Raw genomic sequence first — 18,410 nt, 5'->3', positions numbered from 1 at the left:
AGACCGGTCAAGCAAGTGAGAGTGGGAGCAGTTTAGAGGAAGAGTCCGGGGCCCGGGCGACTTCCTTCGGGGAATCTGACGCCCACTTTGCCGATCTTGTTCCCGTCCATGACCGCCACCGTCCAGTGGGTGTTGTTCCACTCCACCTGGTCGCCGACGATGGGAGCACCCCCGACTTTTTGCGCGATGAACGCGCCCAGAGTCATGTCCGGATCGATGCCTTCGGCCGGCAAGCCATACAGCGCTGCAACCGCTTTAAGCTGGGCGTCTCCTTCGAGCACGAAGTCGCCGAAGAAACGCAGATCGAGGCCGCGTTGCGGTGCCTGGCTGAACAGTTTGCCGAGGGCCGGCAAGTTGTGTTCATGGCCAATAACACACAGCAAATCATCGACTTCCAGCACCGTACTACCCGACGGATGGAGCAGTTGCTGGCCACGAAACAGCGCCGCGATGCGTGTGCCCTCGGGCATTTTCAGCTCACGCAGGGGCGAACCGATGCACCATTTCTCCGCGCCGAGCTTGTAAACGAACAGTTCCCACTCGCTGGTGACGTGCACTTCCAGTGCCGCTCGGGATATCGGCGCTGGCTCTGGCGGAACGGTCACCTTGAGCAATTTGGCCACCCACGGCAGGCTCGTGCCCTGCACCAGCAGCGAGACCAACACGATGAAGAACGCCAGATTGAAGTAGAGCTGCGCTTGCGGCAGGCCGGCCATCAGCGGGAACACCGCAAGAATGATCGGCACCGCGCCGCGCAGGCCGACCCAGGAAATAAAGGCTTTTTCGCGACCGTGGAAAGCCTTGAACGGTAGCAGGCCGACCATCACCGACAGCGGCCGCGCGAACAGAATCATCCACAGCGCCAGACCTAGGGCGGGCAGGGCGATCGGCAGCAGATCGTGGGGCGTGACCAGCAGGCCCAGCACCAGGAACATGCCGATCTGCGCCAGCCAGGCCATGCCGTCGAGCATATGCAGAATGCCGTGGCGGCTGCGCACCGGGCGGTTGCCGATCACCAGACCGCACAGATAGACAGCAAGGAAGCCGCTGCCATGCAAGGCGTTGGTCAGCGCGAACACCACCAGACCGCCAGCAATGATCAGGATCGGATAGAGCCCGGCGGCGAGATTGATGCGATTGACCAGTTGCAGCATCACCCAACCGCCGCCCAGACCGATCACGCCACCGATGCCGAACTCGCGGATCAGGTGGGTCAGCAGGCTCCAGTGCAGGCCGGTTTCGCCGCTGGCGAGCATGTCGATCAGGGTGACGGTGAGAAACACCGCCATCGGGTCGTTGCTGCCGGATTCGATTTCCAGACTGGCGCTGACCCGTTCGTTGAGGCCTTTACCGCCGAGCAGCGAGAACACCGCAGCGGCGTCGGTCGAGCCGACGATGGCGCCGATCAGCAGGCCCTGAATCAGATTGAGGTCGAACAGCCACGCAGCGGCCATGCCGGTCAGCCCGGTGGTAATCAACACCCCGACCGTGGCCAGCGACAGCGCCGGCCACAAGGCCACGCGGAAACTCGACACCCGCGTACGCAAGCCGCCGTCGAGCAGGATCACTGCCAGGGCGAGGTTGCCGACCAGATAGGCCGTCGGGTAGTTATCGAAAATGATCCCGCCACCATCGACTCCGGCCGCCATGCCGACCGCGAGAATGATGACCAGAATCGGAATGCCGAGACGTGAAGAAAGCGAGCTGACAAGAATGCTTGCGCCTACCAGCAACGCGCCGATCAAGAACAGGCTGTTGATGGTCGTCGCATTCAAAGGCAGTACTCCAGAAGCGTAAAGACGAGGCACAAACTGACCATGCAGTCTGCGTGCCAGCGATTCTAACCTGTTGAAATGTGATGCTGTCAAAAAGCTTTTTTGCAGAATCGCCTTGCACATGCGGCGAATGATGACTGTGGCGAGGGGATTCATCCCCGTTCGGCGGCGCAGCCGTCGTAAAACCGCTGTACGCGGATCCTTAAAGGGAACCGCATACGCTGCTTTTGGGGCGGCTTCGCCACCCAACAGGGATAAATCCCCTCACCACAGGGGAAGCTCAAGCGAGGTGTGTTACAGGCTGAACCGCCCAACCATGTTGTTCAGATCCAGCGCCAGGCGCGACAGCTCATTGCTCGCTGCGCTGGTCTGATTGGCGCCGGTCGCCGACTGGACCGACAGATCGCGGATGTTGACCAGATTGCGATCGACTTCCCGCGCCACCTGCGCCTGCTCTTCGGCTGCGCTGGCGATGACCAGGTTGCGCTCGTTGATTTCGACGATGGCGCTGTTGATCGTGTCCAGCGACATCCCGGCGCCACGGGCGATATTCAAGGTCGATTCGGCGCGCTCGGTGCTGTTGCGCATCGAATCCACGGCGTGTTCGGTGCCGCTCTGGATGCTGCCGATCATGCGTTCGATTTCGCTGGTCGACTGCTGGGTGCGATGGGCCAGTGCGCGCACTTCGTCCGCCACCACGGCAAAACCACGACCGGCCTCACCGGCACGGGCCGCTTCGATTGCTGCGTTCAATGCCAGCAGGTTGGTCTGATCGGCGAGGCCACGAATCACGTCGAGCACCTTGCCGATATCGCGGGATTCATTGGCCAGGTCGCCGATCAGCGACGCGGTGCTCTGCACATCGGCGCTCATGCGTTCGATGGCGCTGACGGTTTCCTGCACCAGATCACGACCGTCGCCCGCCGAAGTGGTGGCGTTTTTCGAGGCTTCCGAAGTGCTGACCGCGTTGCGCGCGACTTCTTCGACGGCACTGGTCATCTCATTGACCGCAGTGGCGGCCTGCTCGATTTCGTTGTTCTGCTGGGTCAGGCCGCGAGCACTCTCGTCGGTGACGCTGTTCAGCTCTTCCGCAGCAGACGCAAGCTGTGTGGCCGAACCGGAGATGCGCTGCAGGGTGTCGCGCAGCTTCGATTGCATCTTCGCCATCGCCGCCAGCAGGCGCCCGGCTTCATCTTCGCCATCGACATGGATCGGCTGGGTTAGGTTGCCTTCGGCGATGGTTTCCGCCGCCTCGAGTGCCTTGGAAATCGGCTTGGTAATGCTCACGGTCAGCAACCAGGCGAACAGCAGGGTCAGGCCGCTGGCGATCACCAGCAGGGTCACCACCAGATTGAACGACAGCGAGTACTGATCCTTCGCGCCCTGGTCGGTTGCGGCGATCTGCTGGGTGTTGATATCCAGCAAGCGCGCCAGCGCGGTATTCACCGCTTCCGAATTGCTCAGCAAATCGCTGTTGAGCATCTGCCGCAACTCGTCGATCTGATTGTTGCGCGACAGGGTTTTCATACGCTCTTCGAGCTGACGGTACTGCGCCAGCAATTGCACGTACTGATCGTACGCCGCACGTTCCTGCGGGCCTTCGATCAGTGGCTCGTATGCGCGTTGCGCATCGGCGATCTGGCGGTTGCGCATGTCGAACAGTTCGATGGTTTTCTGCTGCACGTCGGGTTCGCGATTGATCAGCAAACGGTAAGAGAGCACGCGCAGGCGCAGGGTCAGTTGAGTGAATTCGTCCAGAGCCTTGATCGACGGCACGCTGGCGGTGGCGATGTCTTCGCCGGCCGCGCGGATCTTGCTCATCTGGTTCAGCGCAAACACGCCGAGGATCAACATCAGGCCGCCGATCAGGGCGAAGCCGGTGAACGCCCGTGGGGCGATATTCATATTGCGAAGGGACATGGGCGGATACCGAAAAGGGCCGCATCCATGCGGGCTGAGACTGCTGTATGGGTGACTTATCGGTCATACGACTAAAGTCTTGAGGTGGTGTGCGTATTTGTCGCAGACAGGCTTGAGCGACGAAGTGCAGGAACCAGATCGACCAATCACAGTCTTTTAAACTCGCGAGAACGCTTGCCCGCCAGGAAAATCAAGGCCTTGCGCCGGTTTAACCCTGGCATCCGTGGTGACTTTTCTTTATCGTACGCGCCCTTTGAAAAACGCTTGGAAGATCAAAATGTTGGAAGCATCCCTCAGCCAATTGGAACAGCTCGTCAGCGACCTCGTGCAACAGAACCAGACTCTGCTGCAGACCAACCAGACTCTGTCCACGGAACTGGCCCATGCCAAGGATGAAAACGAAAGCCTGCAACTGAACCTGATGGAGCAGGAAGAAAAACACGGCGCCACCGCCGCGCGCATTCAGGCGCTGGTTGATCGCGTCAATGCCGGTCCTGTGAGCGCATGAACCACGGCACAGCAGGGGTAAAAGTCATCTCCATTCTTGGCGAGGACTATTCGATCAAGGCACCGGCCGGGGAAGAACAGACCCTGCTGGACGCGGCGATGATGCTCAAGGCAGCGCTGGAAGACACCAAGCGCAAATACCCGACGCTGATCGGTGACCGTTTGCTGGTGCTGGCGGCGATGAATCTGTGCTCGCAGCAGATCGAAATGAAGAAGCAGCACCAGGAAGAACTCGACCGTTATCAAGAGCAAGTCAGCGCCACGGTCGACACCATTGCCAAGACGATCAGTCAGGGTTGACTCGCTTTTCGCAGCGCCTCGGTACATTGAGGCGCTGAACATGCTGAGGTCTTGTTGCTATGAGGCTTGGAGTATTGGCTGCCAGTAGACTTTTGTTGTCCATTCTCCATCGGATTGCTTGATGAACTCTGAGTGGGAAACTCTATAGGTGGTATTTTCGATCGTCACTTCATCACCCTTGGAAAGCAGGTGGATATATTCTGCCGACGCAATTGGCTGAGCTGTGCTGTACGTCGTGCCTGCGAGGGTGGTGATCGTAATTTTGTAATGGGTTACCGGGAAAACCATGACCTCGGTGAAGTGCCTGCGAATAATCATCGATTGAGAAGTCGAGCTCCCTACAAAGTCGCCAATGAGCGCCGATTTAACAAACGTATCGTTGTCAGCCATTGCCTGAACAAAATTCTCTCGTGGACCGGTGTCAGTCATGTTCTTTCTCCTGCTATAGACGGCTTGGATCTGGGACGCGGATGCTTGTCACAGACGTGAAACCGTGAATCTAAGCCACCCGATGCAAGTTGTAACCTGTCAGATTTGACAGTGAATCCCTCGATATAACGGCCTGCTTCTTGCTAGGAAGGATACGGCTGTACCGAAGGTTGTGTTTTATTCTGATGCTCTTTGTATACAATCGGCACGGCTGTTGCAGTGGTTCAGGCTCTTATTCTTCGGGGGTGCTCCATGCAGTGGTGGCGACGCAGTATTCAATGGCAGTTGATTCTCGGCATGGGCGCGGCCCTGCTGATCAGCATCGTGATTGTGGTTGGCATTTATACCCTGGTGGTCAACCGCCTCGCCCAGAGCTATCTGGTCGAACAAGCGCTGCCGTCGAGTATCGAAGCGACACGCAACGATATCGAACGCATCCTCGTACAACCGCTCACCGCCGCCAAGGACATCGCCAGCAACAGCATGGTGCGTGACTGGTTGGCGACAGGCGAGGACAGCAGCAAAACTGCGCTCTTCGCGCAGTATCTGGAAGGCATCCGTGCTGAACACAAAGCTTTCACCGCGCTGATCATCGGCACCGAATCCAACCACTACATCACCGAAAAAGGCCTGGATCGAACCCTCAGTCGCGCGAAACCGGCCGATGCCTGGTTCTATTCCTTTCTCGACAGCAATCAGCCGCGCACCCTCAATATCGACAACGATGGCGCCACTGGCGAGCTGGCCTTGTTCATCGATCTGAAGGTCGAGCAGGCCGGTAAAGTTGTCGGTGTCGCCGGGCTCGGGCTGAGCATGAAGGAGCTATCGGAGCTGATCCACAACTTCAGTTTCGGCGAGCGCGGCAAGGTCTATCTCGTGCGTTCCGACGGTCTGATTCAGGTCCATCCTGAGGCGCAGTTCAGCGGCAAACGCACCTTGACCGAGCAGATTGGTGCCAATGCGGCACAAGCGCTGATGGGGCACAAGGATGCGGTCAACAGCAGCTTCCAGCGCGAGGGTGAAGACTTCCTCGCCTTCAGCCTGCCGCTGCGCGATCTCGGCTGGACGCTGGTGGCCGAAGTGCCGCAGTCGCAGATCTACGCCGAAGCACGGAAAGCGATGTGGATGAGTGGCGGCATCGGTCTGCTGGTGGCGCTGGTCTGCCTGGCGTTGGTGGTGTGGCTGGCCCAGGGGCTGGTGCGACCGATTCGACAAGTAACACGGGCGCTGGTGGCCATCGGTAGCGGTGGTGGAGATTTGACTCACCGGTTAGATTCCAGCCGTGCCGATGAGCTGGGCGACCTGGCGCGGGGCTTCAACCGTTTCCTCGACAGCCAGCGCGCAATGATCGGTGAAGTGCTGACCACCAGCGAGCGCCTGCGCACGGCCGTAGGGCAAGTGGCTACGGTGGTGGACAACACCGCCGAGCGCTCCGGCCGGCAGCAGGAAATGACCGACATGGTTGCCACCGCCGTCCACGAAATGGGTCTGACCGTGCAGGAAATTGCGCAGAACGCTGGCAACGCCGCGCTTGCCTCGCAAACCGCGCGCGATGAGGCGTTGCAGGCACGGGAAGTGGTTGGTGGCTCGATCCGTCATATCGAAAGCATGTCCGATGAGATCGGCTTAGCGGCGGGCGCAGTGGGTGAGCTGGCGCAGCAAGTGGCGTCGATCGATTCGGTGCTGGCGGTGATTCGTGGCGTTTCCGAACAGACCAATTTGCTGGCACTCAACGCCGCCATCGAAGCCGCCCGCGCTGGCGACATGGGCCGTGGCTTCGCCGTGGTCGCCGATGAAGTGCGCACGCTTGCGCGCCGAACCCAGGCCTCGACCAATGAGATCCAGCTGATGATCGGCAGCCTCAAGCAAGGCGCGGAGAACGCCGTGTCTTCGATGCGCACCGGCCAGGCCGCGACGGGTACCGGGGTTGAATCGAGCCAGCGCACCGGTGCGTCGCTGACGGCGATTACCGGTCAGGTTGAGCGCATCAGCGACATGAACCATCAGGTAGCGACGGCGACCGAAGAACAGTCGGCGGTGACCGAAGAGATCAACCGCAACGTGCAGGGGATTTCCGATCTGGCACGGGCGACGGCGGGGGAGGTCAGGGCTTGTCGCGAAGACTGCCAGATGTTGCAGAAGCTGGCGGATGATCTGGCGCGGCAGATGGGTGGGTTCAAGTTGAGCTAAAGGATCAAGATCAAAAGATCGCAGCCTTCGGCAGCTCCAACATTGGAATGCGGTTTCTGTAGGAGCTGCCGAAGGCTGCGATCTTTTGCTTTTAGAACCACGCGTCCTGCATCCCCAGACACGTATCATCCCGCGCCTCAAGCAAGTCCAGCTCATGCTGGCAACCCGGCACTTCCCATGTCAGGAAATACCGCGCCGCCTGCAACTTGCCCTTATAGAAGTCGACATCCGCCGAATTGCCTTTGGCCAGGCCTTCCTCGGCGCGGATCGCCTGCTCCAGCCAGCGCCAGCCGATCACTGCTTGGCCGAACACTTTCAGGTACAGCGCCGAGTTCGCCAGGCTACTGTTGACCTTGCCTTGGGCCAGATCGGTGAGCAGGCCGATGGTCACTGTTTGCAGGCGGGCAACGAGTTTTTCCAGCGGTTCGCGCAGGGTGGTCAACGAATCGTATGCAGTGGCACGTTCGGCCGTGTTGGCGATCAATCGAATCAGCTGCTTGAGACCGGCGCCACCGTTCTGCGCCAGTTTGCGCCCGAGCAAATCCAGCGACTGGATGCCGTGGGTGCCTTCGTGGATCGGATTCAAGCGGTTGTCACGGTAGTACTGCTCCACCGGGTACTCACGGGTGTAGCCGTGGCCGCCAAGAATCTGGATCGCCAGTTCGTTGGCTTTGAGGCAGAACTCAGAAGGCCAGGATTTGACGATCGGCGTCAGCAGGTCCAACAGTTCATGAGCCTGTTTGCGTTCGGCTTCGGTTTCCAGCGTGGTGGTGTCATCGAACAACCGCGCGGCATACAGGCCGAGGTCAAATGCCCCTTCGACGTATGACTTCTGCGTCAGCAACATGCGTCTGACATCGGCGTGCTGAATGATCGCCACCGGCGCTGTGCTCGGATCCTTGCTGTCCGGCACCCGGCCCTGCGGTCGCTCACGCGCATATTCCAGCGAATACAGGTAACCGGCATAGCCGAGCATGACCGCGCCCATGCCGACGCCGATCCGCGCTTCGTTCATCATCTGGAACATGTAGCTCAAACCATGGTGCGCTTTGCCCACCAGATAGCCGACGCACTCACCGTTATCGCCGAAGTTCAGCGCCGTCGATGTGGTGCCGCGCCAGCCCATCTTATGGAACAAACCGGCGAGCAGCACGTCGTTGCGCTGGCCGAGGCTGCCGTCGTCGTTGACCAGAAACTTCGGCACGATAAACAGCGAAATACCTTTCACCCCCGGCGGGGCGTCGGGCAGTTTGGCCAGAACCATGTGCACGATGTTTTCCGACAGCGGATGGTCGCCGCCGGAAATGAAGATCTTGTTGCCCTTCAGGCGATAGGTGCCGTCGGATGCAGGTTCGGCGCGGGTGCGGATATCCGACAGCGACGAACCGGCATGAGGCTCGGTCAGGGCCATGGTGCCGAAGAAGCGTCCGTCGATCATTGGTTGCAGGAAGCGCTGTTTCTGCTCTTCGCTACCGAAGCTCTCGATCAGATTGGCCGCGCCCATGGTCAGGAACGGGTAGGACGTCGAAGCGGCGTTGGCGGACTGGAAATGCGCGAAGCAGGCTTGCGACAGCAGCGTCGGCAATTGCATGCCGCCGGCCTCGAAGCTGCGTGCGGCGTTGAGGAAGCCGGCCTCGAGAAAGGCATCCACCGCCGGTTTCACTTCGGGAATCAGAATGGCCTGGCCATCTTCATAGCGCGGCTCGTTTTCATCGCCCTTGCGGTTGTGCGGGGCGAAAAACTTTTCGGCGATGTTGCGCGCGGTGCCGATGGCGGCGTCGAAGGTCTCGCGATTGTGCTCGGCAAAGCGCTCGCGCCGGGTCAGGCCCTCGGCATCGAGGACTTCGTACAGCTCGAAAGCCAGATTGCGGGAACTGAGCAGCGTCTCGGACATGGCGGCTTACCTTAAAGAAAGTATGCCGCAGTCTAGGTAGGCCCATAAAAATGGGGAAGGAAGATAGATAAGGGTGATGGGGCGGCACAAGCTACAAGCTTCAAGCTGCAAGTAAGAGCAGTTTGCTTTTACTTGCAGCTTGTCGCTCGAAGCTTGTAGCTGCTTTTATCCGATCGTCATCAAGCTGGCATTACCCCCCGCCGCAGCGGTGTTGACGCTCAATGCCCGTTCGATCACCAGGCGCTCCAGGGCAATGTTGGTCTCGCCCTGGGACAGGCCCTGAACGCCAACGATTGCACCGCCACGCTGGGCGATCTGCTGGCAGACGCCGCGCAACTGGTCGGAGTGGCCGTGATGCAGCACGGCATCAAACACCACTTCGTCCTTGTTCCAGTCGGCAACGCGCTTGATCCGCGCCTGCACTTCCTTCGGCAGGCGGGCGAACAAGGCCTTGCTCAGCTCGGTTTCCGGCCACACTGCCGAACCGCCCACTGCCAGCACCGCCGCCAGTTGCGTCAGCAGATCACCTTCAACTTCTGCCAGGCACAGTACGTGTTCGCGCGGCAGGATGGCGTAGCTGTTTTTCTCGCCGGTCGGGCCAGCCAGCACCCGGGTGATGCCGCTCTGCGATTGCGCTGCGTATTGCCCGCACAGGGTGCTCAGGTCGGCGAACTTGTTGTTGTCGGCCCAGGCTTTCAACGCGTTCAACGATTGGCTCATGGCATCGCGCAAGCGCACGTCCGGGGCGACGATGGCATCACCACGGGCGAAGGATTGCTCGATTGCGTCGCTAGGGCGTGTCGACAACAGGCGGTACAGATACAGCGGGCCGCCGGCTTTCGGGCCAGTACCCGAGAGGCCTTCGCCGCCGAATGGCTGCACGCCGACCACGGCACCGACGATGTTGCGGTTGACGTAGACGTTACCGGCGTTGACGTTGTCGATCACCTTGGCGATGGTCTCGTCGATGCGCGTGTGCACGCCCAGCGTCAGGCCGTAACCGGAGGCGTTGATCTGGCCGATCAGTTGGTCCAGCTCCTTGCGCTTGTAGCGCACCACGTGCAGTACCGGGCCGAAGATTTCGCGTTGCAGTTCGTCGAAGCTTTCCAATTCGATCAGGGTCGGCATGACGAAGGTGCCGCGCTTGACCTCTTCGCTGTCGGCAATCGCCACCTGGTAAACATTGCGACCTTTGTCGCGCATGCCTTGGATGTGCTTGTCGATGCCGGCCTTGGCTTCGGCGTCGATCACCGGGCCGATGTCCACGGACAGACGCTCGGGGTTGCCGAGACGGCTTTCGGCCATGGCACCTTTGAGCATTTCGATGACGCGATCGGCGGAATCTTCCTGCAGGCACAGCACGCGCAATGCCGAGCAGCGCTGACCGGCACTGTCGAAGGCCGACGACACTACGTCGATCACCACTTGTTCAGTCAGTGCCGAGGAATCGACGATCATCGCGTTCTGTCCACCGGTTTCGGCGATCAGCGGAATCGGACGGCCCTGGCTGTCGAGACGGCCAGCGATGTTGCGTTGCAGCAAGCGCGCGACTTCGGTGGAACCCGTGAACATCACGCCTTTGACGCGCTCATCGCCAACCAGACCGGCGCCGACGGTTTCACCGCGCCCCGGCAGCAGTTGCAGCACGCCTTCCGGGATGCCGGCTTCGAGCATCAGGCGCACGGCCTGAGCGGCGACCAGCGGAGTCTGCTCGGCCGGTTTGGCCAGTACCGGGTTACCGGCAGCCAATGCCGCAGCGACCTGGCCGCTGAAGATTGCCAGCGGGAAGTTCCACGGGCTGATGCACACCACCGGACCGAGTGGGCGGTGGGCGTCATTGCTGAAATCGTTGCGCGCCTGCACTGCGTAGTAACGCAGGAAATCGACGGCTTCGCGGACTTCGGCGATGGCGTTGGCGTAGGTCTTGCCGGCTTCGCGAGCCAGCAGGCCCATCAGCGGCTGGATCTCGCCTTCCATCAGGTCAGCGGCACGTTCCAAGATCGCCGCACGTTCGGCCGGCGGCGTGGCCTGCCAGATCGGCGCGGCGTTCAGCGCGCATTGAATGGCGTTGTCGACGTCTTCGACCGTAGCTTCTTGAACGTGACCGACCACATCGCGGTGATCGGACGGGTTCAGCACCGCGACCGGCGTTTCGTTGCTGGAGGCGCAACCGAGCATCGGCGCGGCTTTCCAGTCGTTGTGCGCGGTGGCGAGCAGGGCGCAAGACAGCGAGGCCAGACGATGTTCGTTAGCCATGTCGATGCCGCTGGAGTTGGCGCGCTCGGCACCGTACAGATCACGCGGCAGCGGAATGCGCGGGTGCGGCAGGCCAAAACCGCCTTCGACGGTGGCCATCTGCTCGATCTGTGCCACCGGATCGGCCACCAGTTCCTGGATCGAAATCGACTGGTCGGCGATACGGTTGACGAACGAGGTGTTGGCGCCGTTTTCCAGCAGACGACGCACGAGGTACGCCAGCAGGGTTTCGTGGGTGCCGACCGGTGCGTACACACGGCACGGACGGTTCAGCTTGCCCTCGGAAACCTTGCCTACAACTTGTTCGTAGAGCGGTTCACCCATGCCGTGCAGGCACTGGAACTCGTACTGGCCCGGGTAATAGTTCTGACCGGCGATGTGGTAGATCGCCGACAGGGTGTGGGCGTTGTGCGTAGCGAATTGCGGGTAGATGACTTCCGGTACCGACAGCAGTTTGCGTGCGCAAGCAATGTAGGAAACGTCGGTGTACACCTTGCGGGTGTAGACCGGATAGCCTTCCAGACCTTCGACCTGGGCGCGCTTGATTTCGCTGTCCCAGTACGCGCCTTTTACCAGACGGATCATCAGGCGATGACGGCTGCGGCGGGCCAGATCAATCACGTAGTCGATCACGTACGGGCAACGCTTCTGGTAAGCCTGGATGACGAAACCGATGCCGTTCCAGCCGGTCAGTTGCGGCTCGAAGCACAGGCGCTCGAGCAGATCCAGCGACAGCTCGAGGCGGTCGGCTTCTTCGGCGTCGATGTTCAGGCCGATGTCGTATTGCTTGGCCAGCAGGGTCAGCGACAGCAGGCGCGGGTACAGCTCGTCCATCACCCGCTCGTACTGCGCACGGCTGTAGCGCGGGTGCAGTGCCGAGAGCTTGATGGAAATGCCCGGGCCTTCATAAATCCCACGGCCGTGGGACGCTTTGCCGATCGAGTGGATCGCTTGTTCGTACGAGGCCAGGTATTTTTGCGCGTCGACTTCGGTGAGTGCCGCTTCACCGAGCATATCGTAGGAATAACGGAAGCCCTTGGCTTCGAACTTGCTCGCATTGGCCAGTGCTTCGGCGATGGTTTCGCCGGTCACGAACTGCTCGCCCATCAGGCGCATGGCCATGTCGACGCCCTTGCGGATCATCGGCTCGCCGCTCTTGCCGATGATGCGGCTCAGCGACGAGGTCAGGCCGGCTTCGTTGTGGGTGGAAACCAGTTTGCCAGTCAGCAGCAGACCCCAGGTCGCAGCGTTGACGAACAGCGAAGGGCTGTTGCCCAGGTGCGGATGCCAGTTGCCGGTGCTGATCTTGTCGCGGATCAGCGCGTCGCGGGTGCCTTTGTCCGGAATACGCAGCAGCGCTTCGGCCAGGCACATCAGCGCCACGCCTTCCTGGGACGACAGGGAGAATTCCTGCAACAGACCCTGAACAATACCGGCACGACCGCCGGCACTTTTCTGGTTACGCAGTTTTTCGGCGATGGTCGCCGCGAGCTTGTTGGTGGCTTCGGCCATCGGTGCCGGCAGGCGCGCCTGCTCGATCAGCATCGGCACCACTTCCGGCTCAGGACGGCGGTAAGCGGCGGTGATCGAAGCACGCAGCACCGATTGCGGCAGAATGCTTTCAGCGAATTCGAGGAAGCATTGGTGAGCGTGATCGGTCTGCACTTCGCCCGCGTCGTCGGCGTCTTTGGCGGTCAAACCGTTCAACTCGGTCAGGGTTGCACCACCCTCGAGTTTTTCCAGGTAATTGAAAATTGCCTGCTTGATCAGCCAGTGCGGCGTGCGATCAATCGAGGTTGCGGCAGCCTTCAGGCGCTCGCGGGTCGGGTCATCGAGTTTGACCCCAAGGGTGGTGGTAGCCATATTTTTATCCTCATGGTTGCCACAGTTGCGTGGCATCAGCTGGCCGCAAGATTAGCCGTGCGTTGAATGAGGTGCAACCGGGTGCAACCCTTTTTTTGCCGGAATAATACGCAGCTCGTCAGGAAATAATTTCTGGTACGAAAGTGCTGCTCCTGCTTGGTGCTTTTGCTTCTAGCAAAGAGCCATGACTGCGACAAAAGGGAGCAAAAACGGGGTGATCGTCGATTAATCCGACTGGGTGCAACTAATTCTCGCGAAACTGGTTGCACCTTATTTGCTTTGTTGCATAGCATTCGCCGCCAAGGTGCAACCGGGAATAACCCGGTGCACCGGCTGATGGCTTTCCTGGGGAAACATCAGTCTTAAATGCGCGGGATCCCGGATCGTCTGCCAAACGTCGTCGTTTGCGAGCGGTTCACCACCGCCGCTACATAAAAACAAAGCCAGGGCGTAACTCAATGAGCGTAAGCAATCCAACCCTGATCACATTCGTGATCTACATCGCAGCAATGGTGCTGATCGGCTTGATGGCCTATCGCTCCACCAACAACCTTTCCGACTATATTCTCGGTGGTCGCAGCCTCGGCAGCGTCGTCACCGCGCTGTCTGCCGGTGCCTCCGACATGAGCGGCTGGTTGCTGATGGGCCTGCCGGGCGCCATCTACATGTCCGGTCTGTCCGAAAGCTGGATCGCCATCGGCCTGATCGTCGGTGCCTACCTGAACTGGCTGTTTGTCGCCGGCCGTCTGCGTGTGCAGACCGAGCACAACGGCGATGCCCTGACTCTGCCGGATTACTTTTCCAGCCGTTTCGAAGATAAAAGCGGCTTGCTGCGGATCATCTCGGCGATCGTGATTCTGGTGTTCTTCACCATCTACTGCGCTTCCGGCATCGTCGCCGGTGCCCGTCTGTTCGAAAGCACGTTCGGCATGACCTACGAAACGGCGTTGTGGGCCGGTGCGGCGGCGACGATTGCCTACACCTTCATCGGCGGTTTCCTCGCGGTGAGCTGGACCGACACCGTACAAGCCACGCTGATGATCTTCGCACTGATCCTTACGCCGATCATCGTTCTGCTGGCCACCGGCGGCGTCGACACCACGTTCCTGGCCATCGAAGCGCAAGATCCGAGCAACTTCGACATGCTCAAAGGCACCACCTTCATCGGCATCATCTCGCTGATGGGTTGGGGTCTGGGCTACTTCGGTCAGCCACACATCCTCGCGCGTTTCATGGCGGCGGATTCGGTGAAGTCGATCGCTAAGGCACGTCGCATTTCCATGGCCTGGATGATCCTGTGCCTGGGCGGCACCGTTGCGGTGGGCTTCTTCGGTATCGCCTATTTCTCGGCGCACCCGGAAGTCGCCGGTCCTGTGACCGAGAACCCGGAGCGCGTGTTCATCGAACTGGCGAAAATCCTCTTCAACCCATGGGTTGCCGGTGTGCTGCTGTCGGCCATTCTGGCGGCGGTGATGAGCACCCTGAGCTGCCAGTTGCTGGTGTGCTCGAGCGCCCTGACCGAAGACTTCTATAAAGCCTTCCTGCGCAAGTCCGCTTCGCAACTGGAGCTGGTCTGGGTCGGTCGTGCCATGGTGCTGCTGGTAGCTCTGATTGCTATCGCGCTGGCTGCCAACCCGGAAAACCGCGTACTGGGCCTGGTGTCCTACGCCTGGGCCGGTTTCGGTGCTGCGTTCGGTCCGGTGGTGCTGATTTCGGTGGTCTGGAAAGACATGACCCGCAACGGCGCACTGGCCGGTATTCTGGTCGGCGCGATCACCGTGGTGGTCTGGAAGCATTTCGAACTGCTTGGTCTGTACGAAATCATTCCGGGCTTCATCTTCGCCAGCCTGGCCATCTACTTTGTCAGCAAGGCGGGTGAGCCGACTCGCGGCATGGTTGAGCGTTTCGAGGCAGCGGAAAAAGACTTCCATCTGAACAAGTGATGGACTGAGCTTCGGCTCACCTGAAAACGGCCCGTTTCCTACAGGAAGCGGGCCGTTTTTTGTTGCCTGTGATTTTCCCTGAAGAATGTGCAGATCCATTGTGGGAGCGAGCCTGCTCGCGAATGCGATTGATCATTCAATGAATGTGTCGACTGACATGCCGCTTTCGCGAGCAGGCTCGCTCCCACAAGGTGGGTGGCAGGTTTGATTGAATTGTCTGTAGCCGAACGGCCGAATCAACAAGGTCGTTTCAGCAAACCACGTAGGGCAAATCTGAATTTCCCGTCACCTGCTCAGCACCCCTTGCCCCTCATGCAGAATCCCCCGCCCTCACACTGCAGAGAGACATCGGATGTTCGCGCCTGCCAATCAACCGCGTTTTACGTTGACCCTCGAAGGCGCCCGGCATGACCTCAAAGTCCTTGAGTTCACGGGCAGGGAAGCCATCAGCCAACCCTTTCGCTTCGAGCTGGAACTGGTCAGCGAGCGGCCGGACCTGGATCTGGAAAGCCTGCTGCATGGTCAGGCGTTTCTGAGTTTCGATGCTCAGGGTTGCGGTATTCATGGTCAGATTTATCAGGTCGGGCAGGGCGATTCCGGGAAACGTCTGACACGCTATCACCTCAGCCTCGTCCCGCGTCTGACGTATCTGGGGCATCGCATCAACCAGCGTATTTTCCAGCATCAGAGCGTGCCGCAGATAGTCACGCAGATTCTCAAGGATCATTCGATCCTGCGCGATGCCTTTGAATTTCGCCTGGGCAGCGAATACCCGGAGCGCGAGTACTGCGTGCAATACGCCGAAAGCGATCTGGCCTTCATCCAGCGTCTGTGTGCCGAAGTCGGCATTCATTACCACTTTCAACACAGCCCCGAAAGCCATTTACTGGTGTTCGGCGACGACCAGACCGTATTCCCCAAGCTGCCCGCGCCAACGTTGTATCTGCCGGGCAGCGGCATGTCGGCGGGCGCGCCGGCGATTCAGCGTTTCAATGTGCGTGTGGAAACCCGCACCAGCGTCGTCACCCGGCGCGACTACAATTTCGAGAAACCACGCCTGTCGCTGGAAAGTCGCAGTGACGGCGAGCAGCGTCCGGTGCTGGAGGACTATCTCTTCCCCGGCCAATTCAGTGATCGTGAAACCGGCAAACAGCTGACTCGGCGAGCGCTGGAACGGCACGTCGCCGATTACCGTCAGGCCGAAGGCAGCAGCGACGAGTCTTCATTGGTCTGCGGCCATTTCCTGCAACTCACCGAGCATCCGCGCAGCGACTGGAATGATCTGTGGTTGCTCACCTGTGTCGAGCATCGCGGCCGTCAGCCGCAGGTGCTTGAGGAGTCGGTGACCAGCGATGGCGAATCCTTTCAGGGCTACCGCAATACTTTCGTCGCCACGCCGTGGGACGTGGTCTTTCGTCCGGCACTGTGCCCGGAAAAACCGCGCATGTCGGGCTACCAACCTGCCGTGGTCACCGGCCCAAAAGACCTGGAAATCCATTGCGATGAATATGGCCGGGTCAAAGTGCAACTGGCCTGGGACCGCGATGGCGAATTGAACGAGCACTCCAGTTGCTGGCTGCGCGTCGCGACCGGTTGGGCTCACGATCACTACGGTAGCGTATTGATTCCGCGCGTCGGCATGGAAGTTTTGGTCGGCTTCATTGATGGCGATGCCGACAAGCCGCTGGTCATAGGGTGTCTGCCCAATGCGGCGACCCCGGTGCCGCTGGATCTGCCGGCAGACAAGACCCGAAGCGTGTTCCGCAGCCAGAGCAGCCCCGGAGGTGGCGGTTATAACGAACTGCGCATCGAGGATAAAAAAGGCGCCGAGGAAATCTACCTGCGTGCCCAGCGCAACTGGACCCAGCATGTGCTCAACGACCAGCAGCTGCAGGTCGATAATCAGCGCAGTGTGGTGGTCACCGGCACCGCCCGGCATGAACTCAAGGCCGACGAACAGCGCATCACCCACGGCCAGCGCCAGACCGAAGTCAGGCAGGATGATCATTTGTCCGTGCTCGGCGACCGGCAGGTGCGGGTGAACAGCCAGGCCACCAGCGCCTCGGCGCAGATCCATATCAGCGCAGGCCAGCAAGTGGTCATTGATGGCGGCGCGAGCGCGACGATTCAGGCCGGCGGACAGTGGATCAACATCGGCCCCGGCGGAATTTTCAGCAGCGTGCCGATTGTTGTGGGTGGCGCGCCAATGGCGGCAACGAGTGCGGCACCGGTGGTGCCGGGCTTGCCAGAGAAACTGGTCGCTGCGCCGGCGGCGATTCTCACCGCCGCACAGATCATGAGTCTCAAAGGTGATGCGCCTTTCTGCGAAGAGTGTGAGCGTTGTAAGGATGGTGTCTGTGCAGCGTGAGGAATTGACACCCGAACAATGGCTGGCGCGGCAACCGCTGCATGCGTCGGAACAACTGTTCGCCATTTTCAGCCGCGCCAGCGATGCCGATGCTTTCAAAGCCTGGCAGGGCACGGCGAATCCGGTCTGGGCCGAGACGATTTATGCCGAGTGGGACGCGGTGATGCCCTATGTGGGAATTGTCGCTGCGGACAGTGAGTTTTTACGTTGGGTGGCGGAAACAGAATCCCTGGATTGGGGATGGTTGGCGGTGTCTTCGGCAGATCTGGATGTGCTGGTCGAACATTTCCGCAGCCTGACTCAAGTGCTGATGCCGGACGGTAAAGCGGTGTTTTTTCGTTTTTGGGATGGTCGGTTTCTGCTGCCTCTTTTGCACTCTGACGAGCTCAATTCCGCGCAATTACTGCCAGTCGTTTCGCGAGCCTTGATCAATGGCCAAGCCATTGAAACCGGGGGCCGTGCGCTGGTTTCGGGGCGGGTCTTTCCGTGGTGGAGCGTGCCGCAATCGCTGTTGGCGCAGACTGATGCAAGCGTACGCATCGCCAATGCTTTGCAATGGCTGAGCGAGGAGCAACCGGCCGTGTTCGAGGCGTTTCCCGAGGCTGTTTTGCGCTGCAAGGTCGGGCAGTTTTTCAAATTATCGATGTCGGAAGATTCGTCACGATCGGCGCTTCTGGAGTTTTTGCTGGCAGAGGCAGAGTGAAATTTCGGGGCAAACGCTTCGGACGTTTCCTTCGAATCGCGGCGGTTTTCATGAACTGGTGCGTGGTGGGTTGCAGGGATAGTCTTTTCGTTGTCGCCGCGAGAGCGGTGGCAGGGGGTAGGATCCCGAACTCTGAAGTGCATAAGTGCCGCAGGCTGAATACAAGGGTCAAAGCGTATTCATGACAAGTTGACGGCGGCTTTGTGCGGGACACGTTTCGACGTGGCTGATTTGGAGTTCTCAGTTCCTACTCCCGCACATG

General features: G+C 60.0%; 10 protein-coding genes and 3 pseudogenes. 7 read left to right on the top strand and 6 right to left on the bottom strand.

Annotated elements, in window-relative coordinates; genetic code table 11:
• Positions 1-32 precede the first annotated feature (32 nt).
• The 3 genes and pseudogenes from AB4N47_RS20870 to AB4N47_RS20860 all read right to left on the bottom strand — a co-directional run.
• Positions 33-1,775 carry a potassium/proton antiporter gene (locus AB4N47_RS20870; RefSeq protein WP_024011302.1) on the bottom strand — a complete coding sequence of 581 codons (1,743 nt, stop codon included), beginning with the start codon at positions 1,773-1,775 and terminating at the stop codon, positions 33-35.
• A 294-nt stretch (positions 1,776-2,069) separates the two neighbouring features.
• A pseudogene (locus AB4N47_RS20865) lies at positions 2,070-2,669 on the bottom strand (methyl-accepting chemotaxis protein); the annotation flags it as partial.
• 303 nt (positions 2,670-2,972) lie between these two features.
• A pseudogene (locus AB4N47_RS20860) lies at positions 2,973-3,629 on the bottom strand (MCP four helix bundle domain-containing protein); the annotation flags it as partial.
• A 343-nt stretch (positions 3,630-3,972) separates the two neighbouring features.
• Here AB4N47_RS20860 and AB4N47_RS20855 point away from each other — a divergent pair.
• On the top strand, positions 3,973-4,203 hold the full coding sequence (locus tag AB4N47_RS20855; RefSeq protein ID WP_341638440.1) for a hypothetical protein: 231 nt from the start codon (positions 3,973-3,975) through the stop codon (positions 4,201-4,203).
• A complete protein-coding gene (locus AB4N47_RS20850; RefSeq protein WP_056787426.1) occupies positions 4,200-4,502 on the top strand; it encodes a cell division protein ZapA in 303 nt (100 codons plus the stop codon). The genes AB4N47_RS20855 and AB4N47_RS20850 overlap by 4 nt, the downstream gene beginning before the upstream one ends.
• Positions 4,503-4,559: 57 nt before the next feature.
• On the opposite strand, the gene AB4N47_RS20845 is transcribed toward AB4N47_RS20850, so the two are convergent.
• Entirely contained in the window at positions 4,560-4,931 is a 372-nt protein-coding gene (locus tag AB4N47_RS20845; RefSeq protein ID WP_341638441.1) for a hypothetical protein, read from the bottom strand.
• 252 nt (positions 4,932-5,183) lie between these two features.
• Here AB4N47_RS20845 and AB4N47_RS20840 point away from each other — a divergent pair.
• Both AB4N47_RS20840 and AB4N47_RS20835 read left to right on the top strand, forming a co-directional pair.
• A pseudogene (locus AB4N47_RS20840) lies at positions 5,184-6,254 on the top strand (HAMP domain-containing protein); the annotation flags it as partial.
• Between the two features lie 21 nt (positions 6,255-6,275).
• Complete coding sequence (locus AB4N47_RS20835; RefSeq protein ID WP_460154572.1) at positions 6,276-7,121, top strand: methyl-accepting chemotaxis protein; 846 nt, start codon at positions 6,276-6,278, stop codon at positions 7,119-7,121.
• A gap of 91 nt (positions 7,122-7,212) precedes the next feature.
• On the opposite strand, the gene AB4N47_RS20830 is transcribed toward AB4N47_RS20835, so the two are convergent.
• Together AB4N47_RS20830 and putA are read right to left on the bottom strand one after the other, a co-directional pair.
• Positions 7,213-9,015, bottom strand: a complete 1,803-nt coding sequence (locus tag AB4N47_RS20830; protein ID WP_341638443.1) for an acyl-CoA dehydrogenase — start codon at positions 9,013-9,015, stop codon at positions 7,213-7,215.
• 165 nt (positions 9,016-9,180) lie between these two features.
• Complete coding sequence (gene putA / locus AB4N47_RS20825) at positions 9,181-13,134, bottom strand: trifunctional transcriptional regulator/proline dehydrogenase/L-glutamate gamma-semialdehyde dehydrogenase (RefSeq protein ID WP_341638444.1); 3,954 nt, start codon at positions 13,132-13,134, stop codon at positions 9,181-9,183.
• Positions 13,135-13,592: 458 nt separating this feature from the next.
• On the opposite strand from putA, the gene putP reads away from it, so the two are divergent.
• The 3 genes from putP to AB4N47_RS20810 all read left to right on the top strand — a co-directional run bounded on the left by putP (position 13,593) and on the right by AB4N47_RS20810 (position 18,148).
• A complete protein-coding gene (gene putP / locus AB4N47_RS20820) occupies positions 13,593-15,077 on the top strand; it encodes a sodium/proline symporter PutP (protein WP_016772011.1) in 1,485 nt (494 codons plus the stop codon).
• A gap of 352 nt (positions 15,078-15,429) precedes the next feature.
• A complete protein-coding gene (locus AB4N47_RS20815) occupies positions 15,430-17,445 on the top strand; it encodes a type VI secretion system Vgr family protein (protein WP_460154331.1) in 2,016 nt (671 codons plus the stop codon).
• Entirely contained in the window at positions 17,426-18,148 is a 723-nt protein-coding gene (locus AB4N47_RS20810) for a DUF4123 domain-containing protein (RefSeq protein WP_445941209.1), read from the top strand. The genes AB4N47_RS20815 and AB4N47_RS20810 overlap by 20 nt, the downstream gene beginning before the upstream one ends.
• Positions 18,149-18,410 lie beyond the last annotated feature (262 nt).

The organism is Pseudomonas sp. S3_G06, assembly GCF_054667565.1.
Note: the sequence above shows the minus strand (reverse complement) of the source record. Positions and strands in the feature narration are given on the sequence as shown.

Excerpts from the sequence above, each read along its gene's own strand:
- AB4N47_RS20830 (WP_341638443.1), bottom strand. The coding sequence starts at position 9,015 with ATGTCCGAGACGCTGCTCAGTTCCCGCAATCTGGCTTTCGAGCTGTAC.
- AB4N47_RS20810 (WP_445941209.1), top strand. The coding sequence starts at position 17,426 with ATGGTGTCTGTGCAGCGTGAGGAATTGACACCCGAACAATGGCTGGCG.
- AB4N47_RS20855 (WP_341638440.1), top strand. The coding sequence starts at position 3,973 with ATGTTGGAAGCATCCCTCAGCCAATTGGAACAGCTCGTCAGCGACCTC.
- AB4N47_RS20850 (WP_056787426.1), top strand. The coding sequence starts at position 4,200 with ATGAACCACGGCACAGCAGGGGTAAAAGTCATCTCCATTCTTGGCGAG.
- putA (WP_341638444.1), bottom strand. The coding sequence starts at position 13,134 with ATGGCTACCACCACCCTTGGGGTCAAACTCGATGACCCGACCCGCGAG.
- AB4N47_RS20835 (WP_460154572.1), top strand. The coding sequence starts at position 6,276 with ATGATCGGTGAAGTGCTGACCACCAGCGAGCGCCTGCGCACGGCCGTA.
- AB4N47_RS20815 (WP_460154331.1), top strand. The coding sequence starts at position 15,430 with ATGTTCGCGCCTGCCAATCAACCGCGTTTTACGTTGACCCTCGAAGGC.
- putP (WP_016772011.1), top strand. The coding sequence starts at position 13,593 with ATGAGCGTAAGCAATCCAACCCTGATCACATTCGTGATCTACATCGCA.
- AB4N47_RS20845 (WP_341638441.1), bottom strand. The coding sequence starts at position 4,931 with ATGACTGACACCGGTCCACGAGAGAATTTTGTTCAGGCAATGGCTGAC.